At 71.9% G+C, this 22,395-nt stretch carries 23 protein-coding genes and 1 pseudogene; 13 read left to right on the plus strand and 11 right to left on the minus strand.

What is annotated here, in order from left to right; translation table 11 throughout:
- Positions 1-85 precede the first annotated feature (85 nt).
- From ACFY8U_RS16635 to ACFY8U_RS16660, 6 genes are all read left to right on the plus strand, one after another.
- Positions 86-934 carry a tryptophan 2,3-dioxygenase family protein gene (locus tag ACFY8U_RS16635; protein WP_361681337.1) on the plus strand — a complete coding sequence of 283 codons (849 nt, stop codon included), beginning with the start codon at positions 86-88 and terminating at the stop codon, positions 932-934.
- On the plus strand, positions 927-2,141 hold the full coding sequence (gene kynU, locus ACFY8U_RS16640; RefSeq protein ID WP_389570569.1) for a kynureninase: 1,215 nt from the start codon (positions 927-929) through the stop codon (positions 2,139-2,141). The genes ACFY8U_RS16635 and kynU overlap by 8 nt, the downstream gene beginning before the upstream one ends.
- 103 nt (positions 2,142-2,244) lie before the next feature.
- The gene (locus tag ACFY8U_RS16645; RefSeq protein ID WP_361441946.1) at positions 2,245-3,114 is read left to right on the plus strand and encodes an alpha/beta hydrolase; all 870 of its coding nucleotides are present in this window, start codon (positions 2,245-2,247) and stop codon (positions 3,112-3,114) included.
- A gap of 143 nt (positions 3,115-3,257) precedes the next feature.
- Positions 3,258-4,646, plus strand: a complete 1,389-nt coding sequence (locus ACFY8U_RS16650; RefSeq protein WP_389570572.1) for a sensor histidine kinase — start codon at positions 3,258-3,260, stop codon at positions 4,644-4,646.
- Positions 4,643-5,302, plus strand: a complete 660-nt coding sequence (locus tag ACFY8U_RS16655) for a response regulator transcription factor (protein ID WP_352190399.1) — start codon at positions 4,643-4,645, stop codon at positions 5,300-5,302. The genes ACFY8U_RS16650 and ACFY8U_RS16655 overlap by 4 nt, the downstream gene beginning before the upstream one ends.
- Before the next feature lie 57 nt (positions 5,303-5,359).
- Positions 5,360-6,562, plus strand: coding sequence for a cytochrome P450 (locus tag ACFY8U_RS16660; RefSeq protein WP_389570575.1), 1,203 nt, complete (start codon positions 5,360-5,362; stop codon positions 6,560-6,562).
- A 96-nt stretch (positions 6,563-6,658) separates the two neighbouring features.
- Here ACFY8U_RS16660 and ACFY8U_RS16665 read toward each other — a convergent pair whose 3' ends face one another.
- A complete protein-coding gene (locus tag ACFY8U_RS16665; RefSeq protein ID WP_389570577.1) occupies positions 6,659-8,242 on the minus strand; it encodes an ABC transporter permease in 1,584 nt (527 codons plus the stop codon).
- Positions 8,242-9,150, minus strand: a complete 909-nt coding sequence (locus ACFY8U_RS16670) for an ATP-binding cassette domain-containing protein (protein WP_389570580.1) — start codon at positions 9,148-9,150, stop codon at positions 8,242-8,244. The genes ACFY8U_RS16665 and ACFY8U_RS16670 overlap by 1 nt, the downstream gene beginning before the upstream one ends.
- A 62-nt stretch (positions 9,151-9,212) precedes the next feature.
- Between ACFY8U_RS16670 and ACFY8U_RS16675 the strand changes: the two genes are divergently transcribed.
- Positions 9,213-9,734 (plus strand): GbsR/MarR family transcriptional regulator, encoded by a 522-nt coding sequence (locus ACFY8U_RS16675; RefSeq protein WP_389570582.1) that lies wholly within the window; start codon positions 9,213-9,215, stop codon positions 9,732-9,734.
- A gap of 57 nt (positions 9,735-9,791) precedes the next feature.
- Here ACFY8U_RS16675 and ACFY8U_RS16680 read toward each other — a convergent pair whose 3' ends face one another.
- The 3 genes from ACFY8U_RS16680 to ACFY8U_RS16690 form a co-directional block, all read right to left on the minus strand.
- The gene (locus tag ACFY8U_RS16680; protein ID WP_389570585.1) at positions 9,792-10,079 is read right to left on the minus strand and encodes a helix-turn-helix domain-containing protein; all 288 of its coding nucleotides are present in this window, start codon (positions 10,077-10,079) and stop codon (positions 9,792-9,794) included.
- Positions 10,079-10,570 carry a DUF2975 domain-containing protein gene (locus ACFY8U_RS16685; protein ID WP_361441967.1) on the minus strand — a complete coding sequence of 164 codons (492 nt, stop codon included), beginning with the start codon at positions 10,568-10,570 and terminating at the stop codon, positions 10,079-10,081. The genes ACFY8U_RS16680 and ACFY8U_RS16685 overlap by 1 nt, the downstream gene beginning before the upstream one ends.
- A 90-nt stretch (positions 10,571-10,660) precedes the next feature.
- Complete coding sequence (locus ACFY8U_RS16690; protein ID WP_389570588.1) at positions 10,661-11,473, minus strand: diacylglycerol kinase; 813 nt, start codon at positions 11,471-11,473, stop codon at positions 10,661-10,663.
- Positions 11,474-11,615: 142 nt separating this feature from the next.
- Here ACFY8U_RS16690 and ACFY8U_RS16695 point away from each other — a divergent pair, with 142 nt between their 5' ends.
- Positions 11,616-12,899, plus strand: a complete 1,284-nt coding sequence (locus ACFY8U_RS16695; protein WP_361441973.1) for an adenylosuccinate synthase — start codon at positions 11,616-11,618, stop codon at positions 12,897-12,899.
- A 130-nt stretch (positions 12,900-13,029) separates the two neighbouring features.
- Positions 13,030-13,239: pseudogene (locus tag ACFY8U_RS16700) on the plus strand (hypothetical protein); the annotation flags it as partial.
- 47 nt (positions 13,240-13,286) lie between these two features.
- On the opposite strand, the gene ACFY8U_RS16705 reads toward ACFY8U_RS16700, so the two are convergent.
- A complete protein-coding gene (locus ACFY8U_RS16705; protein WP_389570591.1) occupies positions 13,287-15,176 on the minus strand; it encodes a serine/threonine-protein kinase in 1,890 nt (629 codons plus the stop codon).
- 38 nt (positions 15,177-15,214) lie between these two features.
- Entirely contained in the window at positions 15,215-16,738 is a 1,524-nt protein-coding gene (locus ACFY8U_RS16710) for a substrate-binding domain-containing protein (protein ID WP_389570593.1), read from the minus strand.
- A gap of 165 nt (positions 16,739-16,903) precedes the next feature.
- Between ACFY8U_RS16710 and ACFY8U_RS16715 the strand changes: the two genes are divergently transcribed.
- Complete coding sequence (locus ACFY8U_RS16715; RefSeq protein ID WP_361755495.1) at positions 16,904-17,845, plus strand: NADP-dependent oxidoreductase; 942 nt, start codon at positions 16,904-16,906, stop codon at positions 17,843-17,845.
- 90 nt (positions 17,846-17,935) lie between these two features.
- Here the strand turns inward: ACFY8U_RS16715 and ACFY8U_RS16720 are convergent, their stop codons facing one another.
- On the minus strand, positions 17,936-18,847 hold the full coding sequence (locus tag ACFY8U_RS16720; protein WP_389570596.1) for a haloalkane dehalogenase: 912 nt from the start codon (positions 18,845-18,847) through the stop codon (positions 17,936-17,938).
- Between the two features lie 96 nt (positions 18,848-18,943).
- Between ACFY8U_RS16720 and ACFY8U_RS16725 the strand changes: the two genes are divergently transcribed.
- Both ACFY8U_RS16725 and ACFY8U_RS16730 read left to right on the plus strand, forming a co-directional pair.
- Positions 18,944-19,438, plus strand: a complete 495-nt coding sequence (locus tag ACFY8U_RS16725; RefSeq protein ID WP_389570599.1) for a MarR family winged helix-turn-helix transcriptional regulator — start codon at positions 18,944-18,946, stop codon at positions 19,436-19,438.
- Positions 19,439-19,545: 107 nt separating this feature from the next.
- A complete protein-coding gene (locus ACFY8U_RS16730; protein ID WP_389570602.1) occupies positions 19,546-20,430 on the plus strand; it encodes a glycoside hydrolase family 19 protein in 885 nt (294 codons plus the stop codon).
- On the opposite strand, the gene ACFY8U_RS16735 is transcribed toward ACFY8U_RS16730, so the two are convergent.
- Positions 20,427-20,630, minus strand: a complete 204-nt coding sequence (locus tag ACFY8U_RS16735; protein WP_389570605.1) for a hypothetical protein — start codon at positions 20,628-20,630, stop codon at positions 20,427-20,429. The genes ACFY8U_RS16730 and ACFY8U_RS16735 overlap by 4 nt on opposite strands.
- 55 nt (positions 20,631-20,685) lie before the next feature.
- On the opposite strand from ACFY8U_RS16735, the gene ACFY8U_RS16740 reads away from it, so the two are divergent.
- Positions 20,686-21,180, plus strand: a complete 495-nt coding sequence (locus ACFY8U_RS16740) for a VOC family protein (protein WP_389570607.1) — start codon at positions 20,686-20,688, stop codon at positions 21,178-21,180.
- Here the strand turns inward: ACFY8U_RS16740 and ACFY8U_RS16745 are convergent.
- Both ACFY8U_RS16745 and ACFY8U_RS16750 read right to left on the minus strand, forming a co-directional pair.
- Positions 21,113-21,616 (minus strand): MarR family winged helix-turn-helix transcriptional regulator, encoded by a 504-nt coding sequence (locus ACFY8U_RS16745; protein ID WP_361442002.1) that lies wholly within the window; start codon positions 21,614-21,616, stop codon positions 21,113-21,115. The genes ACFY8U_RS16740 and ACFY8U_RS16745 overlap by 68 nt on opposite strands.
- The gene (locus ACFY8U_RS16750; RefSeq protein WP_389570610.1) at positions 21,613-22,239 is read right to left on the minus strand and encodes a DJ-1/PfpI family protein; all 627 of its coding nucleotides are present in this window, start codon (positions 22,237-22,239) and stop codon (positions 21,613-21,615) included. The genes ACFY8U_RS16745 and ACFY8U_RS16750 overlap by 4 nt, the downstream gene beginning before the upstream one ends.
- Positions 22,240-22,395 lie beyond the last annotated feature (156 nt).

Genomic DNA, 22,395 nt, shown 5'->3' on the forward strand with positions numbered 1-22,395 from the left:
GCGCGGTACCGAGGGGACCGGGGCTCCACTTGCCACACGGAAGGAGCGGACCGCTACCCGGTAGTTGCGTATCGAGGAGACAGCGATGTCCACCTTCCCCGATGCCTCCGAAGCCGGTTCGGTCGAAGACCCGAACCTCGACTTCGCGGGCACGACGCCGTACGAGGACTACGTACAGGCGGACGTACTCACCCACCTCCAGCACCTCCGCTCCGACGATCCGGGCGAGATGGTCTTCCTGGTCACCACCCAGGTCATGGAGCTGTGGTTCACCGTCATCGTCCACGAGTGGGAGACCGCGAGCCGCGCGCTGCGCGAGGACCGCATCCCCGTGGCGATGGACGCGCTCAAGCGCTCCGTGCGCGAGCTGGAGGCGCTGAACCACTCCTGGCGGCCGCTCGCCCAGCTCACCCCGGCGCAGTTCAACTCCTACCGCTCGGCCCTTGGCGAGGGCTCCGGCTTCCAGTCGGCGATGTACCGGCGCATGGAGTTCCTGCTCGGTGAGAAGTCCGCGTCGATGCTGGTGCCGCACCGCGGGGCGCCCCGCGTCCACGCCGAGCTGGAGAAGGCGCTGCAGGAGCCGAGCCTGTACGACGAGGTCCTCAGGCTCCTCGCCCGGCGCGGGCTGCCCGTGCCGCAGGCCGTGCTCGCCCGTGATCTGGCGAAGAAGTACGAGCCGTCGCCCGAGATCGAGGAGATCTGGGCCGGGATCTACGCCGACGGCGACCAGAACGGCGAACTCGTCCGCCTGGGCGAGGCGCTGAGCGATGTCGCCGAGCTGATCTGGCGCTGGCGCAACGACCACCTCGTCGCCACCCGCCGGGCCATGGGCTCCAAGACCGGCACCGGCGGCTCGGCGGGCGTCGCCTGGCTGGAGAAGCGCGCGCAGAAGAACGTGTTCCCGGAGCTCTGGACGGCGCGCAGCCATGTCTGAGGCCCTGCGCGAGAACGCGCTGCTCCGTGACACGCACGACCCGCTGGCGAAGCTGCGGGAGAAGTTCGCCCTCGACGACGCGACCGTCTACCTCGACGGGAACTCGCTGGGCGCGCTCCCCGCGCACGTGCCCGACCGGATGGCCGACGTCATCACCCGCGAGTGGGGGCAGCTGCGCATCCGCTCCTGGGACGAGAGCGGCTGGTGGACCGCGCCCGAGCGGATCGGCGACCGGATCGCCCCGCTCGTCGGCGCCGCCCCCGGCCGGATCGTGGTCGGCGACTCGACGAGCGTGAACGTCTTCAAGGCCGTCGTCGCGGCCACCCGGCTGTGCCCGGACGACCGGGACGAGATCCTGGTCGATGCCACGACGTTTCCCACGGACGGGTACATCGCCGCCTCGGCGGCCCGGATGACCGGCCGTAAGCTCGTGCCCGTCGCCCCCGAAGGCATGGCGGAGGCGGCCGGGCCGCGGACGGCCGCGGCCCTGGTCAACCACGTCGACTTCCTCACCGGCCGGCTCCACGACCTGCCCGGGATCACGGCCGCGCTGCACGAGGCGGGCGCCCTCGCGATCTGGGACCTGTGCCACACCGCGGGCGCGCTGCCCGTCGGCCTGGAGGAGCACGGCGTCGACCTGGCCGTCGGCTGCACGTACAAGTACCTCAACGGCGGCCCCGGTTCGCCCGCGTACCTGTACGTCGCCGAACGCCACCAGGCCGGCTTCGACTCGCCGCTGCCCGGCTGGACCTCCCACGCGGACCCGTTCGGGATGACCTCCGGGTACGCGGCGGCCGAGGGCGCGACGCGGGGCCGGGTCGGTACGCCCGACATCCTGTCCATGCTGGCCCTGGAGTCGGCGCTGGACGTCTGGGACGGCGTCGGCATCGAGGACGTACGGGCCAAGTCCCTCGCGCTGACGGACTTCTTCCTTGAGTGCGTGCGGGTGTACGTCCCGCAAGGCCGTGTCGAGTCGCTGACGCCCGAGGCGCACGGTGAGCGCGGCAGTCAGGTCGCGCTGCGGTGCGTCGACGCACCCGCGGTCATGCCGGAGCTGATCCGGCGCGGGGTGGTGGGCGATCTGCGCCGCCCCGACGTGCTGCGGTTCGGCTTCACGCCGCTGTACGTCGGCTTCGCCGACGCGGAGCGGGCGGCACGTGTCCTCGCCGAGGTACTGGCGGAGGTGGGGTCCGGCCTCGACGGTTGAGGTCGGACGGTCCGATGATCGCTTGATCTGTGGGGGCGTCAGTCCTGATACGGTCCCCGCAGGTCAGGCCAATTCGGCCCCGTCCCCGAGAGGTTGGAACAGCATGCCGGACCCCGCCGCGCGCGACGCCGCCGAAGAAGCGTCGGCGTTCTCGCACCCGGCCGTCGCCCCGGACGCGTCCGCCGCGTACGGCGAGCACCCCGACCAGGTCGTCGACTTCTACGCGCCGCGCGACGGCCGGCAGCGGGCGCCGCTCGTCGTCGCGCTGCACGGCGGTGCCTGGCGGGCGCCGTACGACCGGCAGCATCTGACTCCTTTCGTGGACTTTCTGGCCCGCCGGGGTTTCGCCGTCGCCAACGTCGAGTACCGGCGGGGCGGCGCCATCCCCCGTCAGGGCGGTACGGGACCGGTCGCCGGCCGCTGGCCGGAGACCTTCGACGACGTGGCCGCGGCGCTCGACGCCGTACCGCGGCTGGCCGCCGAGCATCTGCCGCAGGCCGACCCGCGCCGGATCGTGCTCACCGGGCACTCCGCGGGCGGCCACCTCGCCCTCTGGGCCGCGGCCCGGCACGTTCTCGCACCCGACGCGCCCTGGCGCCTGCCGACCCCGCCCGCGCTGCGCGGCGTGGTCGCGCTCGCCCCCATCGCGCACTTCGACCGGGCCGTGGAGCTCGGGGTGTGCGGCGGGGCGGTGACCCAGTTCCTGGGCGGGGAGGGCGAGTTCGACGTACGAGCCCGGCACGCCGACCCGTCGCTGCTGCTGCCGACGGGGATCGCCACCACGGTCGTCCAGGGCCGGGACGACGTCGTCGTCCCGCAGGCCGTCGCGGACGCCTATGTGGAGGCGGCGGCGAAGGCGGGCGAGACGGTCGGCTTCACGCTCCTCCAGGACGTCGGCCACTTCCCGCTGATCGACCCGGCGGCGGACGCGTGCGCGGTGGTCGCGGAGGAGATCGCGCAGCTGGCGTTCTGACGGGTTTCCGGCGCCGCCGGCGACCTGCGGACCTCGCCGGCCCGACGCACTCGCCGTCGGCCTCCAGGGGCGCCGTCGGCCTCCAGGGCGTCACCGGCGCGGGGCGTGTAGTACCTGGGACGGACGCGGGAGGATCCGTCGTCATGGTGACGACCGCGTCCGGCGCCGCCCGTACCGTTGCTGACGTGACAGACACCCGTGAAACGAGCCGCAGCCCCGAGTTCCGCCTGGCCCAGGGCATGCTCGGCGGGCTGCGGCAGGATCTCTTCCATGACGCGTTCGCCTACCGGCCGTTGTACCCGATGGCGGTCGACGGCCCCGTGACCCGGCGCCTGCCGGAGCGGATACGCAGGAAGGCCCGCTGGACGCCGCACGCGGTCGTCGCCGCCTTCGCGTTCTTCGTCTTCGCGGTGGGGCTGGACATCGGGCCCGGCAATGGCGTGTTCGTCCTCGTGTTCGCCGGGATGCCGGCCGTGGCCGTGCTGCTGACGCTGGTCCGCCCGGTGCTCGCGTTCTGGGCGTCGCTGGCCTTCACCCCCTTCGTGGCCTTCCTCGGCTCGTACGGCGACGGCTGGCCGTGGGGCCCGACGTCCGGTATCGCCCAAGTGGTGGTGATGACCGTGGTGGCCGCCCGCACCCGGCCCCGTACCGCCGCCTGGATGTGGGTGATCACCCTCGCGTACGCCTTCTTCGCCGCCACCCTCCGGGGCGGCAGCGACAACGCCGCGTCGGTCCTCTTCCCGGCCGCGCTCGCGCTGCTCTTCGTTACCGTCCTCCAGGTCCGCCGCGAGGCGGAGGAGACCGTCACCGCCCAGCAGAGCGTGACCGCCGTGGAACGCTCCCGGCGCACGCTGCTCGAGGAGCGCACCACCATCGCCCGCGAGCTGCACGACGTCGTCGCCCACCACATGTCGGTGGTCGCCATCCAGGCCGAGGCCGCGCCCTACCGGGTCGAGAACCCGCCGCCGGAGCTGGAGCAGGCCTTCGTCACCATCCGTGAGAACGCCGTCGCCGCCCTGACCGAGCTGCGCCGCGTCCTCGGGGTCGTACGGGCCGAGGACTACGAGGCCCCCGACGCCCCGCAGCCCACGCTGGCCGACCTCGGCGGGCTGATCGGCAACGTCCGTGAGGCCGGGCTCGACGTCGAGCAGACGGTGACCGGCGCGGTCCGCGAGCTGCCGCAGGGCGTGGAGCTCTCCGCGTACCGGATCATCCAGGAGGCGCTGAGCAACGTGCTGCGGCACGCGCCGGGGGCCGCGGCGAAGGTCGAGGTGTCGTACGTCCTCGGCGGCCTGGGCCTGCGGATCGTCAACGGTCCCGCGCGCGGCCTGGTCAAGCCCGCCCGTCACCCGGCCACCACCCCTCAAGGAGGGGTTCGTCAGCCCCCGTCGATGGGAGCGGGGCACGGCATCACCGGGATGCGCGAGCGGGTGACGATGCTGAACGGCGAGATGACGGCCGAGGCGACGGAGGACGGCGGCTACGAGGTCACGGCCTTCATCCCTGTGACCCGTGAGGAGACCGACCAGTGATCCGCGTACTGATCGTCGACGACCAGATGATGGTCCGCGAGGGCTTCTCGGTGCTGCTCGGCGCGATGCCGGACATCGAGGTCGTCGGCGAGGCCGTCAACGGTCGCGAGGCGATCGCCCAGGTCGCGGCGCTGCGCCCGGACGTGGTCCTCATGGACATCCGTATGCCCGAGCTGAACGGCATCGACGCGACCCGCGAGATCGTCGCGGCGGACGCCGACGCCAAGGTCCTCGTCCTGACGACGTTCGACCTGGACGAGTACGTGTACCAGGCGCTGCGCGCCGGGGCCTCGGGCTTCCTCCTGAAGGACGCCTCGGCGCGGCAGCTGGCCGACGGGGTACGGGTGGTGGCGGCCGGCGAGGCGCTGCTCGCGCCGACCGTGACCAAGCGGCTGATCACCGAGTTCGCGAAGGCGGCGGAGACTCCGAGGGCGCCGGCGTTGTCGCAGGTCGGGGAGTTGACCGAGCGGGAGACCGAGGTCCTGGTGCTGATCGCGCAGGGCCTGTCGAACGCGGAGATCGCCGACCATCTGGTGGTGGCCGAGTCGACGATCAAGACGCATGTGAGCCGGATCCTGGTGAAGCTGGGGCTGCGCGACCGGACGCAGGCGGCCGTGTTCGCGTACGAGGCGAGGCTGGTGCAGGTCGGCGGCTAGGGAGTGTCCCGCGGGCCACCCCTAGGCCGGTCGGTGGTGGCCCGGTAGCGTCCGGTCATGGACGTTCCTTTCGAGCCGTGGTCGCCCGACTTCGTCGCGGACCCGTACCCCGCCTACGCCGAGCTGCGGGCCACGGGCCGGGCGCACTGGTACGGGCCGACCCGCCAATGGCTGATCCCGCACCATGCGGACGTGTCGGCGCTGCTGCGGGACCGGCGCCTGGGCCGCACGTACACGCACCGCTTCACGCACGAGGAGTTCGGGCGTACGGCCCCGCCCGCCGCGCACGAGCCGTTCCACACGCTCAACGACCACGGCCTGCTCGACCTGGAGGCGGCCGATCACACGCGGATCCGGCGCCTGGTGTCGAAGGCGTTCACCCCGCGGACGGTGGAGAACCTGGCTCCTACGGTGGAGCGCCTCGCCGCGGAGCTGGTGGGGGGTCTCGTCGCGCGGGGCGGCGGCGACCTGCTCGCGGACGTGGCGGAGCCGCTGCCGGTCGCCGTGATCGCGGAGATGCTGGGCATCCCGGAGGAGGACGAGGAGCGGGGGCTGCTGCGGCCCTGGTCGGCCGACATCTGCGGGATGTTCGAGCTGAACCCGTCGGAGGAGACGGCGCGGCGGGCGGTCCAGGCCTCGCTCGACTTCTCGGCGTATCTGCGGGAGCTGATCGAGCGGCGGCGGAAGGACCCGGGAGAGGACCTGATCTCCTCCCTCATCGCGGTGGAGGAGCTGACCGAGCAGGAGATGATCTCGACGTGCGTGCTGCTGCTCAACGCGGGGCACGAGGCGACGGTGAACACGACCGTCAACGGCTGGTGGACGCTGCTGCGGCACCCTGAGCAGCTGGCGGCGCTGAGGGCCGATCCGGTCGGGATGTTGTCCACAGCTGTGGAGGAAGTGCTGCGCTACGACACACCGCTGCAGATGTTCGAGCGGTGGGTCCTCGACGACATCGAGGTCGGCGGTGTCGTGATCCCGCGCGGCTCGGAGGTCGCCCTCCTCTTCGGCTCGGCCAACCGCGACGCCGCGCGCTTCGACCGCCCGGACGATCTGGACCTCACGCGCAAGGAGAACCCCCACATCACCTTCGGCGCGGGCATCCACTACTGCCTGGGCGCGCCGCTGGCCCGCCTGGAACTGACCGCGATCTTCGGCGAACTGCTCCGCAGAGCCCCCGGGCTGCGCCTGGCGGGGGAGCCGCGATGGAAGCCGGGCTATGTGATCAGGGGCGTCCACGAGCTGCTGGTCGAGGTGTAGCCCGGCGTGGGCCGTCGTCCCCGCGGTGGGAGGGACGACGGCGCATGGGCGGGACGACGGCCCACGGGCCCCGTCCTCAGGACGTCGGCCCCGCCCTCAGGACGTCGTGAGGTCACGGCACCGCAGGCGCCACAGACCCGTCGCCACCAGCGCCGCCGCGACGGCCGTCAGGGTCCACACCGGCCCCCACGCCATCTCCCCGCCCGGCAGCTTCGCCAGATGGCCGAAGGGCGACACGTTCAGGACCGACTGCGGAAGGTCCAGCGCCGGGCCGATCCACCCCAGCGCCAGGCACAGTCCCGCCACGCCCCACCCGGCCACCGCCACGCTCGGGAACGCGCCCCAGAGCAGCACCACCAGTCCCGCCAGGGCCCAGATCGCGGGGAGCTGGGCCAGCGACGCGCCCAGGATCGGGCCGAGTTCACGGCCGTACGAGAGGTACAGACCGAGCCCGCCCAGGAGCATGATCAGCGCCGAACCCCCGAAGGCGATCACCAGGTGACCCGCCGCCCAGCGCACCCGCCCGACCGCGTTGGCCAGGATCGGTTCCGCCCGCTGCGAGGTCTCCTCGCCGTGCAGCCGCAGCACCGAACCGACCGCGTACAGCGCCGCGATCATCCCGAACATGCCGACCATCGTCGCGAGGAACGCGTCGGTCAGACCGCTCTGTCCGCCCATCCGCTCGAAGATCTCCCGCGCCTGCTCGTTGTCGCCGACGATGTCCGCCGCCCCCTCGACCATCCCGCCGAAGACGAGTCCGCCGAGCAGGAAGCCGAGCGACCAGCCGAGCACGGTCCCGCGCTGCAGCCGCCAGGCCAGCGCCGCGGCCGTGCCGAGCCGCCCCTCCGCCGGTCCCGGCCGGGTCGGCAGGAAGCTCATGCCCACGTCACGCCGGCCGGCCAGCTCGTACGCCACCGCCGCCTGGACGAGCACGGCCGCCGCGATCAGGAGCAGTACCCACCACCGTTCACTCGCGAAGGCGCGGACGTTCTCGGCCCAGCCGATCGGCGAGAGCCATGTCAGCACCGAAGAGCCGGAGTCGTTCCCCGCGTCGCCCGCCGCCCGCAGCACGAAGGCCAGACCGAGCACCGCCGACGTCAGGCCCTTCGCGAGCCGCGCGCTCTCCGTCAGCTGCGCGACGATCGCCGCCGTGGTGGCGAAGAGCATCCCCGTACCGCCGACCGCGAGGCCGAGCGCGAGCGCCCCGCCCGCCCCCTGCCCCGCGAGCCCGGCGGTGATCAGGAGCGCGAGGCCCGCGTTGGCGACGAGCGCGGCGAGGAGCGCGGCGGTCAGCGGCGCCCGTCGGCCCACCACGGCCGAGGAGAGCAGCTCCTGACGGCCCGTCTCCTCCTCTTCCCGTGTGTGCCGTACGACGACGATCAGGCTCATCACGGCCGCGAGCACGGCGGCGAAGGTGCCGAACCGCCAGGCCACGAGCCCGCCCAGCGAGTCGCCGAACACCGGTCCGTACAGCGAACGCATCGAGTTGTTGGCGGTCATCGACGCGGCCAGCTCGGCGCGTTGCGCCCGGGTCCCGTACAGACCCTCCAGGGAGCCGGCCCCGCCGGCGACGAGGCCGCCGGTGACGACGACCCAGATCGGCATCATCATCCGGTCGCGGCGCAGGGCGAGCCGCGCGAGCGACCCGGTCCCGGTCAGATGCACGGCGAGCGTACTCATCACGCGGTCACCTCGTCCGTACGGGCGTCGTCGGCGTAGTGCCGGAGGAAGAGCTCCTCCAGGGTGGGCGGGGTGCTCGTCAGCGAACGCACCCCCGACTCGGTCAGCGAGCGCAGCACGGCGTCGAGCTTGTCGGTGTCGACCTGGAACCGGACACGGTGGCCCTGGACGGCGAGGCCGTGCACGCCGGGGAGGCGGGCCAGTCCGTTGGGCGCGCCGGCGAGTTCGGCGGTGACGCTCGTACGGGTGAGGTGGCGCAGCTCGGCCAGCGAACCGCTCTCCACCGTCTGCCCCTTGCGGATGATGCTGACCCGGTCGCAGAGCGTCTCGACCTCGCTGAGGATGTGCGAGGACAGCAGGATCGTCCGCCCGCGCTCGCGCTCCTCGGCCACGCAGCGCTGGAAGACCTCCTCCATCAGCGGGTCGAGGCCGCTGGTGGGCTCGTCGAGGATGAGCAGGTCGACGTCGGAGGCGAAGGCGGCGACGAGGGCGACCTTCTGCCGGTTGCCCTTGGAGTACGTCCGCCCCTTCTTCGTCGGGTCGAGCTCGAACCGCTCGATCAGCTCGGCCCGCCGGGCCTTGTCCAGGCCTCCGCGGAGCCGCCCGTACAGGTCGATGACCTCGCCGCCGGAGAGGTTCCGCCAGAGCGTCACGTCACCGGGGACGTACGCGATACGGCGGTGCAGCTCGACGGCGTCGTGCCAGGGGTCCCGGCCGAGGAGCTGGGCGGCGCCGGAGTCGGCGCGCAGCAGCCCGAGGAGGACCCGGATGGTCGTCGACTTCCCGGCGCCGTTGGGGCCGAGGAAGCCGTGGACCTCGCCGGTCTCGACGGCGAGGTCGAGGCCGGCCAGAGCGCACGTGCGGCCGAACGACTTGTGCAGCCCGGCCACGGTGATTGCCTTCGTCATGCTTCAGAACGTACGCTAGTTTCACAAATTTGTGAAGTTAAGGAAGCGTATAAAGTTGGGGGATGAGCGAGATGCATGAGGGCAACGAGGAGGCCGTGTCCCGGTTCGTGGAGCGCTTCGCCGCCGAACTGACCGAGGCCGGGATGCAGCGGATGGCGGCGCGCGTCTTCGCGGCGCTGCTGGCCTCGGACTCGGCGTCCATGACCTCCGCCGAGCTCGCCGACCAGCTGCGGATCAGCCCGGCCGCCGTCTCCGGAGCCGTCCGCTACCTCAACCAGGTCGGCATGGTCAGCCGCGAACGCGACCCGGGCTCGCGCCGCGACCGCTACGTCCTGCACAACGAGGTCTGGTACGAGACGATCACCCGCCGCGACCAGATCCTGGTCCGCTGGGAGAAGGTGCTCCGGGACGGCTCCGAGACCCTCGGGCCGACCACGGCGGCGGGGCGGCGGACGGCGGAGACGGCGGAGTTCTTCGAGTTCCTCCAGGACGAGATGCTGAGCATGCTGGACCGCTGGCGGGCGCACAAGGCGGCGAAGGCGAAGGCGGAGGCGGAGGAGGAGGCCGGGGTCGCGGACGGCTGACGCTCGGCCGGCGTTTCGGACCGCCGGACCGGGACCGCCGGGGCGCCGGACCGCCGGTCAGCCGCTCGCGGTGACCTCGCCCGCCGTGTCGGAGTCGGCATCGGCCCCGATCTCCGGCCCGGGCTCGGGTCCGGTCTCGGGTCCCGGTACCCAGCGCAACAGGTCTCCCGGCTGGCAGTCGAGCACCTCGCAGAGCGCCGCGAGCGTCGTGAAGCGCACCGCCTTGGCGCGGCCGTTCTTGAGCACCGCCAGGTTGGCCGGGGTGATCCCGACGCGTTCCGCCAGCTCGCCGACGGACATCTTCCGCCTGGCCATCATCACGTCGATGTCGACGGTGATCGGCATCAGATCACCTCGTCCAGCTCGGCCCGCATCCGCGTCGCCTCGACGTCGCGCGCGACGGCCTGGGCGAGCAGCGTGCGCAGGACGAGCACGATCAGTGCGACCCCCAGGATCGCCAGGCCGACCCCGCCCATGATGACCGTGACGCCGGGGTCGTCCCGCTGGCCCGGTGCGTTGAGTGCCGTGACCGCGAACCACACGAGGGCGGCCGCCACGATCGCCCCGATCACGACGTCCACGTATCGGAAGGCGGTGTGGGAGAACACGGTTCCGCGTCGCACCATCGTCACCAGCCGCCATACGCAGACCATGACGACCTGGGCCGACACCAGGCCCAGGACCGTGATCACGCGCAGCGGGGTCAGCGGGAGCGACCCGTCCTCCGGATCACTCCCGCTGACCAACGCCCACACCATCAATGCCTGTACGCACACGGTGCCGGCGAGCACCGTCACGAGCACGGCCCGCAGGGCGAGCACCGTCAGTCTTCCCATCGTCGCTCCTTCGATCGAGTCACGATGGGAATCTATTGAAAATCGATAGGTTCGGCAAGCGGGGAGCGCCGAACCGGCACCGCCCGGCCGCTACGCCCTCGGCAGCGTCAGCCCCCACGCCCCTTCCCGTACCGTCCACGTCCGTCTCCGTACCGGCCCCGACACCACCGTGTCCGCGCGGTAGCGGAAGTCGGGCCCCGAGACGGTCAGAGTGCGGGCGTCGGTGTGGATGGGGGGCGCGGACGGGGGATGGATCGTGACGGCCGCGAGGCCCGACAGGGACGACCGCACGCTCACGCCCTCCACCGGCGCGTTCACATCGCTGAGCAGGACGCCGTCCGCCTCCACCCGCAGCCGGTGGACGCGGATCGCGGTCTGCGCCGGGGCCGGGTGGACCAGGGTGCGCACCAGGGACCGGCAGGTGTCCCAGACGGTCGGCGCGGCGGGGGCCGGCACCGACGGCGCCGCCCGTCCGGCCGGGATGCGCAGATCGCCCAGGACGACCCCGTCGCTGTCGTCGACGAGCAGGTCGAGCCGGTGCACCACTCCGTCGAGCACCGCCCGGGCGGCCGCCACCGTGCTGCGCGGCACGCCGAGCGCGTACGCCACTTCCAGGGTGTCGGGCGCGCCGATCGGAACGAGCGACAGCGCTCCGCCCGCGAGATCACGCTCACGGTGCAGCAGCGTCACCGTCCGTAGCAGCGCGCGGTCGTCGCCGACCACCACGAGGCGCCGCGAGCCCCGCCGGGCAAGGGCCCGGGAGAATTCCTCCGGGCTGTCCGGGAGACAGACTTTCGTCTCCGCTCCCGCACACAGCACATCTTTCGCGATCCGTACGGACTCGCCGTCACTTCGGCGGGCGACCGGGTCGATGACCACCAGCAGCTGGTCGTGAGCCGACACCTCGGTCCTTCCTCGGGTAGCATCTTTGTGCAAGAGCCCCTTGCGCTATTGCGCCAGGGGCTTCGTCTATTCCGGGGCACACCGGTGAGGCGGCCTCGGCCCCTGACCTTGGACATGCCCCACCCGGAAGGGGTGTACGCCTGTGCCCGCACTTGTGCTGCTCGGTGCTCAGTGGGGTGACGAGGGCAAGGGAAAGGCCACCGATCTCCTCGGTGGATCCGTTGACTATGTAGTGCGTTACCAGGGCGGCAACAACGCCGGCCACACCGTCGTCGTCGGCGACCAGAAGTACGCGCTGCATCTTCTCCCTTCCGGAATCCTCTCCCCGGGGTGCACCCCGGTGATCGGAAACGGAGTCGTCGTCGACCCGGCGGTCCTGCTCTCCGAGCTGAGCGGACTGAACGAGCGAGGCGTCGACACGTCGAAGCTCCTGATCAGCGGCAACGCGCATCTGATCACTCCGTACAACGTCACCCTCGACAAGGTGACGGAACGGTTCCTCGGGAAGCGCAAGATCGGCACGACGGGGCGCGGCATCGGCCCGACCTACGCCGACAAGATCAACCGCGTCGGTATCCGGGTCCAGGACCTGTACGACGAGTCGATCCTCACCCAGAAGGTCGAGGCGGCGCTCGAGGGCAAGAACCAGCTCCTCGCCAAGCTCTACAACCGCCGCGCCATCGACGCCGCGCAGATCGTCGAGGAGATGCTCCAGTACGCGGAGCAGATCAAGCCGTTCGTCGCGGACACCACGCTCATCCTGAACAACGCGCTCGACGAGGACAAGGTCGTGCTCTTCGAGGGCGGCCAGGGCACGCTCCTGGACGTCGACCACGGCACGTACCCCTTCGTCACCTCCTCGAACCCGACCGCGGGCGGCGCCTGCACCGGCGCCGGCGTGGGCCCGACGAAGATCAGCCGGGTCATCGGCATCCTCAAGGCGTACACGACCCGTGTGGGCGCCGGCCCGTTCCCGACGGAGCTCTTCGACGAGGACGGCGAGGCGCTGCGCCGCATCGGTGGCGAGCGCGGTGTCACCACCGGCCGTGACCGTCGCTGCGGCTGGTTCGACGCGGTCATCGCGCGGTACGCGACCCGCGTGAACGGCCTGACGGACTTCTTCCTCACCAAGCTCGACGTGCTGACCGGCTGGGAGCAGATCCCGGTCTGCGTCGCGTACGAGATCGACGGCAAGCGCGTCGAGGAGCTGCCGTACTCGCAGACCGACTTCCACCACGCGAAGCCGGTCTACGAGATGCTCCCGGGCTGGTCCGAGGACATCACCAAGGCAAAGACCTTCGCGGACCTGCCGAAGAACGCGCAGGCGTACGTGAAGGCGCTGGAGGAGATGTCGGGCGCGCCGATCTCGGCGATCGGCGTGGGCCCCGGCCGGACCGAGACGATCGAGATCAACTCGTTCCTGTAGGAGCCTCAGCGTCGTCGGGGGTGCCCCGGTGCCGGAATCACTCCGGTACCGGGGCACACCTGTCTCCCGGCGCCCCGCCCTGCGGGGCGTGCCGGTGTCACGCGTCCCACGTGGTGTCCCGGCCCGTCCCGAGGCGCTCGTCGGCGGCCTCGGCGTCTGCCTGGTGGCCGCCGGCAACGCGCCCCTGCTCACCCGGGGCGGTGTCGTCGTCCGTCCCGTCGACGGGGTTTCCCCGACCCGCTTCGCCCTGGCGTGGCGCGCGGACGACACCCGTACGCTCGTCCAGGACTACGCCCGCGCGGCGGCGACGCATCGCACCCCGCCTCCTGAAGTGCCCTGATTCAACTCCCTGGACGGCGCGCTCCCTGCCCTCCAACTCCTGGGCGGCTAGACCCGGTAGTACTCGCCCGGCTCCGCGTCCATCATCGGGAAGACCAGCAGGCGGTCCTTTCCCTTGAAGCGGTCGACCGTCAGATAGCCGGCGATGCCGTCCCGCTCGCAGTCGCGGTCCGAGGCGTCCGGGACCCCGGTCCCCGGGCCGATGATCAGGGGCGTTCCGGAGCCGGCGAGGATCGCCGTGAAGGTGCAGACGAGCGACTCGGGCGTCGGGTTGCCCTCGTCGTCGGTGCGCGGGTAGACGTGCACACGGCGGAAGACGGCGGCGCCGACGGGGCCCTGGGTGATGGTCACCTCGTCGCTGTAGCGTTCGCTGTTCCGGCCGAAGATCAGCGGGTCGTTCTTCATCCTCCACCGGCCGACGAGCCGCTCCGGAACGACGCTCGTGCCGGTCCCCGCCTTGCGGAAGGTGGCCTTCGCGGCTCCGGAGGACCACTCCAGGACGTCGGGGGAGCGCAGGGTGAGCGTCTGGTGCGCGGCGGGCGTGCAGCGCTGGGCGGGGACGCTCGTGGTGACGTCGGACTCGCCGAAGACCACCTTGTCCTCGTCGGCGGAGACGAGCCGCGAACGGCCCATGCACAGCCGCTCCTCGCTCACCTGGACGTACACGGCGGCCTTCGAGCCCACCGCTCCCTGGCCGATCTCGATCCGGGAGGTCTCCCGGGGGTGGTCGGCCGAGCCGCGCTGGACACCCTCCCAGGCGCCCAGGAACGCGGTCGGCACGATCCCCGACGGGCGGGCGGACGCGTCGCCGGCCGGGGCGCCGGCGCGGTTCTTCCGCCCGTCGTCGCCGCTGCCGTTGCCCAGGTTCGGCCAGAGAACGTACGTGAGCGTGGCCGCCGCGGCGACGACGAGGGCAGTGGCGGCGGCGATCAGGCCGCCCCGACGCCGCTTGGGCGCCTTCGGGCCCGGCGGGGGCGGCGTGGGGTCGCCAGGGCCGCCGCCCGCCGTGCTGCCCGCCGTGCCCCCGGTCGCGCCGTCGGCGAAGGTGATCGCCTCGGTCTCCAGGACCCGCGCGGCGTGCCGGCCGAGGCGGGCCAGCACCTCCGCGGGCAGCCACGGGTCGGCGACCGCGATCGTCTCCACCAGCTCGGCTGTCGAGGGGCGGTCGGCCGGGTCCTTGGCGAGGCAGGCCCGGACCAGACCGGCCAGCTCGGCCGGAAGGTCCGTCAGGTCGGGCTCGTCGTGCGCGATGCGGAACATCGTGGCGTGGACGCCGCTGTCCGCCGTACCGAACGGAGAGTGGCCCGTCGCCGCGTAGACGAGGACCGAACCCAGGCAGAAGACGTCCGAGGCCGCGGTCAGCTTCTCGCCGCGCACCTGCTCGGGCGACATGAAGCCGGGCGAGCCGACCACCGCGCCGGTGCTGGTCAGCCCGCCGTCGGTGACGGTCTCCACGGCGCGGGCGATGCCGAAGTCGATGATCCGCGGGCCGTCGACGGTGAGCAGGACGTTGGACGGCTTCAGGTCACGGTGGACGAGCCCGGCGGTGTGCACATGGGTGAGCGCCCGGGCGAGCCCGGCGGCGAGCGTGCGTACCGTCTCGGCCGGCAGCGGTCCGTACTCGTCGCCCACCACGACCCGCAGCGACGGCCCCGGGACGTAACCGACGGCCACCCAGGGGGACTCGGCCGCCGTGTCCGAACCGAGGACCGGGGCCGTGCCCGTGCCGCCGACCTGTTCCAGCGCGGCGACCTCGCGGGCGAACCGGCGCCGGAACTCGTCCTGCGCGGCCAGCTCCGCGTGCACGACCTTCACCGCGACCGTCCGGCCGCCCGCCGAGCGGGCCAGGAACACCCGGCCCATCCCGCCGGCGCCCAGCCGTCCGAGCAGACGGAACGGGCCGATGCTGACCGGGTCTTCCGCGTTCAATGGCTCCACGTCGGAAGAGAATGCCAGACGGCCTCGCAGGTGTGACGTCACCCTTCGCCGCAGATCCGCAGACCCTTGGGGGTCGCGCACGGCAGGTGCCCGTGCGTACGGATGACGTCCTGGCCGCTGCCCCGGCGCAGATACGTGAGAAAACTTGAGGTCAGCGAGTCGGCCGGGGGCTCGCCCCAGGTGTAGGCGTACTCGATCTCCCGGTACGGGTAGGTGGACTCGCCCATCTCGTCCACGTTCGCCGTTCGGCCGTCGATGGCGACCCGGTGCAGGCCCTTCGGCGCGCTCGCGGCGCGGAGTTCGCTGTAGCCGATGGCTCCCGGCAGCTTGGCGACCGTCGACAGCACCTGGTCCGTGCTGTCGAGCTCGCAGCGGACCACGAGCGCCTCCACGTCGTCCTGGTTCTGGCAGTCCCGTGAGGAGTTCGCGGGCTCGTTGCGGCCGAGGACCCGGCGCTGGAAGACCTCCCGCGTACCGGAGTTGGCGTCCCGGCTGACCAGACGCACCGGGACGTCCGGGCCGCCCGGTATCTCGCTCCAGTTGGTGATGCGCCCCTGGTAGAGGCGGCGGACCTGGTCGAGGGTGAGGTCGGTGACCGGAATCCCGTCGTTGAGGACGAGGGTGAACAGGGAGACGGCCACCATGCTTTCGCGCAGCTGCGGGTAGCCGCCGGGCTTCTGGCCGTCGGAGAGCGCGACGACGGCCGGGGCGCCCTTGCCGGCGGCGGCGCCCGCCGCCGCCAGCTCCCTTATCCCCGCCGTCGAGCCGTGGGCGTCGACCACGACGGTGGCCCCCTCGCAGTCCTTCTCGTACTTCTGCGCCAGCTCGCGCACCGCCGGGGCGAACGCGGTGGAGCCGGTGACCGTGAGGGTGCCCTGGGCACAGCCGATGGGCGGCGGTCTGTCGCTGCGGACGATGATGGTGGCGAGGGTGACCACGCAGGCGGCGAGGACGAGCGTGATGTTCCGGGCGGCAGGGCTGAACGTCGGCGCCTTGTCGTCGACGCTCATGCTCTCGTTGCGGTGGATGTCCACCACGTCACGGGTGCCGGTGATCCGGATCGCGCGCTCGGTGACGCTGCCGGAGAGCAGCACGAGCAGTTTGAAGTACTGTCCGCGCTCCAGCGACACCTTGGGCATCAGGACGGAGTCGCCGTGCTTGCGCAGCCCGCGCCCGGTCGCCATGTCGTTCCGTACCGGCTCGAACGCCCGGGGGATCGTGGCGACGACGGCCTGGACCGTCCTGTTCCCGAAGGTGATCTTCAGGCCCTCGGGTTCGCTGGACTGCGCGTAGTCCCCGTGGTTGATCTCGCGAAGGCCGTCGTTCTCGATCCGGAGCAGGACCAGGGTGGAACCGTTGGCATCGCCGAGGTCACCATCCCGCAGGGTCAGGTCGCCGACGGTCTCGTCCGCCATGTGCAGGGGCGTGTTCAGCTGCACGCGGTAGCCAAGACGCCTGCCCCGCTGCATGAAGCGCTCGTAGGCGACGACACCGGCGGAGACGAGGACACCGAGGAGCGCGGTGACCACGGCGACGACGTTCTCTGCGGTAACCCAGTCCACGAGCGAGACGGTACGGACGCGTGTGCGGTTCCGTGGGCGACGTGGGCTCCCGCCACCAGGTGTTCTCCCTTCGTTCAGGTGCGTACGGGTTGGCGGCGCATCTGTTGCCGGGGGTGAGGACCGTGGGTGTAATGGCCACGAGGGGGCCAGTCGGAGAGGAACCCCATGCGTGTCGTCGAAGTGACCGCCTACGGCGGCCCTGAGGTCCTGAGGATGGCCCGCCGGCCCGAGCCCGAGGCCGGGGACGTCCCGGGCCGTGTCCGCGTGCGCCTGAGGGCGGCCGGTGTGAACCAGGCGGACCTGCGGATCCGCGCCGGCCGGTACCCGGGTCATGTCGGCGATCTCAAGCCTCCTTTTGTGCTCGGTACGGACTTCGCGGGCACGCTGATGGACCCGGTGCCCGGCATGCCCGCCGGGACCCGCGTGGCCGGCTTCGTGCCCTGGTTCGAAGAGCTGACGGGCGAAGGGACGTACGCCGAGGTTCTGCGGGCGGCCCCGGAGTGGCTGGCCCCGATCCCGGACGACGTGGACTACACCGTGGCCGCCTCCGTCCCGCTGGCCTCCGCCACCGCCCAGCAGGGCCTCGACCGGCTCGCGCTCCCTGAGGGCTCGACGCTGCTCGTGACCGGTGCGAGCGGGGTGGTGGGCCGCCTCGCCGTCCAGTACGCCGCGGCGGCCGGTGTGCGCGTCGTGGCCGTCGCCCACGAGGGTGACGAGAGCGAGCTGAAACTGCTCGGCGCGGAGCACAGCATCGAGCGGGGCACCCCGGAGGACGTCGTCGCCAGGGTGGTGGCCGTCGTCCCGGAGCGGGTGGACGCCGTCTTCGACGGAGCGTTCCACTCGGCCCCGGCCCTCGCCGCGGTGAAGGACGGGGGCGCCTTCATCGCCCTCGCCGCCGACCGGACACCGACCGCCGAGCGGAACATCCGCGTCGAGACCGTCCGTGGCAGGCCCGACGCCGCCCGGCTCAAGGAGACCCTGGAGAAGGTGGCGGCCCGCGAGCTGATCACCCGAGTGGCCGACGTCATGCCCCTGGAGGAGGTGGCGGAGGCCCACCGCAGAGCGGAGGCGGGACACCGGCCCGGCCGCATCATCCTGATGATCTGAGGGCCCCGCCCGCAGCGCGGTCGGCGGGCTCGTCAGGCCCCGGGGAGCAGCGGCGCCGTCGACCCGCCCACAGCGCGGCCTGCGGGCTCGTCAGGCCCCCGGGAGCAGCGGCGCCGTCGCTCGGGAAGCCGGGAGGCCCAGGCCGTGGCGGTCCGCCCAGGCGGTGACCGCCGCGGCTATCTCCGTGGGGCGGTCCTCCGGTGCCTGGTGGCCGGCGGGCCCGCAGTGGACGGTCTCCAGCGCGGATATGTGCGCCTCGCACCAGGCCGCCATCGCCGGGCCGACCATCAGCGTCGGAGACCCGTCGAAGGTCAGCAGCAGCTTCGGCACCTCCGGGCTGTCCGCCAGCCATGTGCCGTACTCCTCGATGCGGGCGACGACCTCGGCCGGTTCCCCTCCCAGCGGCATCGAGCGCGGCCACTGGAGCAAGGGCCGCCGGGACTCGGGCGTCGGGTACGGCGCGCGGTAGACGTCGTGGTCGGCCTCGCTCAGGCCGGTCAGCACCGTGTGGGCGAACGCCTCCTCGACGAAGACGTTCCGCTCCAGGACCAACTCCTCACCCACGCCCGGGGTCTTGAACGCCCGGAACCGGTCCCGCGCGCCCTCCGGGTACTCCTCCCAGCTCATCGGCCGCAGGATCGTCTCCAGGAAGGCCACGCCCCGCACACTGTCCGGATGCCGGGCCGCCCGGTCGAAGGCGAGCGACCCGCCCCAGTCCGTCCCGACCAGCACGACCTCGTCGAGCCCGAGCGCATCGAACCAGGCGTCCAGATACCGCGCCTGGTCCGCGTAGGTGTAGGCGATGTCCGGCTTCCCGGAGCGCCCCATCCCGATCAGGTCCGGCGCGAGAAGCCGCCGTCCGCCCCCGACGGCTGGGAGGACGTGTCGCCAGAGGTGGGAGGAGGTCGGGTTGCCATGCAGGAAGACGAGCGGGGCGGCGGCCGCGCCGGCGCCAGACTCCTCGTAGTACATCGTCGAGTCGAGGACATTGATCGTAGGCATGGTTCATTCACCCTTCCAACGTTCGTCGCGCTAACGTTTGTGACACTAATGAAGTTATATCGTTCGGCGCACTAACGCAAGGGGTAATCTGCGGCCATGACGACGGACGACACGGGCGCCGCGAACGACGCAACCCAAGGCGCAGAGGGTGCCGAGATGGACGAGGGGCAGACCCCGGCCCGCCTCCGCGGCCTGCCCAGCCGCCTCCTGAACATGGCCGCCGCGCGGGCGGACCGCCTGGTCACCGCGAGCTTCGCGGAGCAGGACGCCCGCAAGTGGCACTACGCGGTTCTCGCCGCGCTCGACGACGGGGGCTCGACCAGCCAGGCCGGCCTGAGCCGCCGCACCGGCATCTACCGCAGCGACCTCGTCGCCGTCATCAACGAACTCGCCGAACGCGGGCATGTGGAGCGGACCCCCGACCCGGACGACCGCCGACGCAACGTCATCACCCTGACGGAGCAGGGCCGTCGGCATCTGGAGCGCCTGGACGAGGTGCTGGCCGGGGCGCAGGACGAACTGATGGACGGCCTGACGACGCTCGAACGGGAGCTGCTGACGAGCCTGTTGGAGCGCATGCTGCGGCACTGAGGGCGGCGGAGAAGCAGACCGGTCATCGTCCCAAGTGTTGGTCTAGACCTTGACAGGTCCAGACCAAAAGCGCTTCGCTGGCGTCTCCCCCACGGAAGGGCGAGCGCATGCTGCGACGTCTGATCATCTTCATGTCCGCACTCTGTACGGCCGTCGGACTGGCCGTCTTCCTTCCCGCCGCAACGGCCGGTGCGGCACCCGCCTGCGTGGGCGCCTGGAACTCCTCCAGCGTCTACACCGGCGGTATGACCGCCTCGCACAACGGCCACAACTGGTACGCCAAGTGGTGGACCCAGAACGAAACCCCTGGCACGTCGGACGTCTGGCGCGACGAGGGCGCATGCGGCGGCGGCACGACCCCGCCGCCCTCCTCCGGATTCGTCGTCTCCGAGGCTCAGTTCAACCAGATGTTCCCGAGCCGGAACTCGTTCTACACGTACAGCGGTCTCACGGCCGCCCTCAGCGCCTACCCCGCCTTCGCCACCACCGGTGGCGACACGGTGAAGAGGCAGGAGGCCGCCGCCTTCCTCGCCAACGTCCACCACGAGACCGGCGGCCTGGTCCACATCGTGGAGCAGAACACCGCCAACTACCCCCACTACTGCGACTGGAGCCAGTCCTACGGCTGCCCCGCCGGCCAGGCCGCGTACTACGGCCGCGGCCCGATCCAGCTCTCCTGGAACTTCAACTACAAGGCCGCGGGTGACGCCCTCGGCATCAACCTCCTGAACGACCCCTGGCGCGTCGAGCGCGAGTCGGCCGTCGCCTGGAAGACCGGCCTCTGGTACTGGAACACCCAGAACGGCCCCGGCACGATGACCGGCCACAACGCCATGGTCAACGGTGCGGGCTTCGGCCAGACGATCCGCTCGATCAACGGTTCGCTGGAGTGCGACGGCAAGAACCCGGCGCAGGTCCAGAGCCGGGTGACGAAGTACCAGCAGTTCGCCCAGATCCTGGGCGTGCCGACGGGCGCGAACCTGTACTGCTAGTCGTCCTCGGACGGCGCGTCCGTACGGCCGGACGGCGGGCCCACGGCAACCGTGGGCCCGCCGTCGACGTGTCGCGTGGCCCGTACGAGGTGCTGCGCGGGCGTGTACGAGACGTTGCGCAGGCCCGTACGAGGTGCTGCGCGGGCCCGCACGAGGTGCTGCGCGGGCGCGTACGAGACGTTGCGCAGGCACGTACGCACGCAACCGCCCCCGAATAGGACGGGATCTGGCCTCATTGCCTCGTACGGTCGCGCCATGAACGCGAACATCCCCGAGGGGTACACCACCGTCACGCCCTGGATCATCGGTCACGACACCGCCGGGCTCATCGACTACCTGGAGCGCGCCTTCGGCGCCGAGGACCTGGGCCGCGTGGAGATGGAGGACGGCACGATCGGCCATGCCGAACTCCGGATCGGCAACGGCCGGCTGATGGCGTTCGACAGCCCGCCGGGCTGGGACCCGACGCCCTCGTTCATCCGGTTGTACGTGGAGGACGCGGAGGCCACGCACCGTCAGGCCGTCGAAGCGGGCGGCACCTCGGTCACGGAGGTGACGCACCTCTTCTTCGGCGACAAGGTCGGTCGGGTCCGCGATCCGTTCGGGAACCTGTGGTGGATCCAGGCCCACATCGAGGACGTCGACGAGGAGGAGATGGCCCGCCGGATGACGGACCCGGTGTTCACTCGGGCGATGGAGTACGTCCAGGGGGCCATGTACCGACCGGGGGAGCAGGGTCACTCCCACTGACCGTCTCCAGCGCCCGGGAGAGCCGCTCCAGGACCCGTACGGTCTCGTCGAACTCCGCCTGGCCGCCGAGGGCGTCCGCGAGCCGGGCCGCGAGGCCGGCATGTCCGGGGTCGAGCCGCTCGACGGCCGCCACCCCCTCGGGGGTCGGCGTGAGGAGCTTGGCGCGGCGGTGCGCCGGATTGGGTTCGTACGCCGCGAGGCCACGCTCCACCAGCAGGTCCGCGATCCGCTGGACGCTCTGGCGGGTGATGCCCATGGTGCGGGCGATGCCCGCGACGGGTTGCGGGGTGCGGAGTACGGCTCCGAGGACCTGCCACCAGGCGGCGGTGAGGCCCACCGGGCGGGCCAGTTCCTCCGAGACGGCGAGGAACTGGCCGTTGAGCCGGAAGACGCCGAGCGCGGTGCGGGTGAGGGCGTCCTGCTGCTCCCGGCTCACGACGCCTCGTCGTCCGCGTTGAGCACCTCGTACGCCGCCGCGTCCGAGTCGTGGAAGAGGCGGTACCAGGCGTCCAGCCTGGCGCCGTCGAAGGCGCCCATGGTTCCGAGCACCTCGCGGGCGAACGCGACCGGCTCGGTCGGCCCGGCCGTGATGAGGTCGCCGACGCCGTCGGCGCCCTTGTCCGTGACCGCGTCGGCGTCGACGTAGTGCGCGCCGCCCCGGTAGCCGGTGGCGGCCAGGTAGAACGAGACGGCGCTGGTGTGTGCGCGGTCGTCGAGGAGGCCTTCGCGGGCCAGCCCGGCGGTTGCGCCGCAGATGGCGGCGACGGGGACGCCGGCGTCGAGGAAGCGGCGGGCGGTGGCGGCGAAGGGGGCGAGGTCGTCGCTCGTGTCCCAGAGGTCGGCGCCAGGGAGGACCAGGAGCGCGCTGTCCTCGGGCCCCAGGTCCTCGAGGGAGAGGTCGGGGAGGATCCGGGTCCCGCCGATGGTGGTGACGGGCTTGTCGGCGACGGGTCCGACGGTCGTGACCGTGAAGCCGGAGCGGGCGAGCCAGGCGGTGGCGTGGCCGGTCTCCCAGTCGGCGAGGGTGTCGTAGACGGCGAGGTGGACGGTGCGGGGCATTGCGGGCCTCCAGCGGCGGTGTCGGTTTGCCGTTCTGTTATGACAGAAGGCTGTCATGTCGACAGGATGCTGTCAATTGATTCCGCGCCCTCCTGGGCGGGCGAGGGAGGCGGGGCGCGAGCGAAGGCCGGCGGGCGAGGCAGGGCGGGGTGCGGG

The sequence above is a fragment of the Streptomyces sp. NPDC012508 genome (genome assembly GCF_042902595.1).
In the GTDB taxonomy this organism is placed as follows: Bacteria; Actinomycetota; Actinomycetes; order Streptomycetales; family Streptomycetaceae; genus Streptomyces.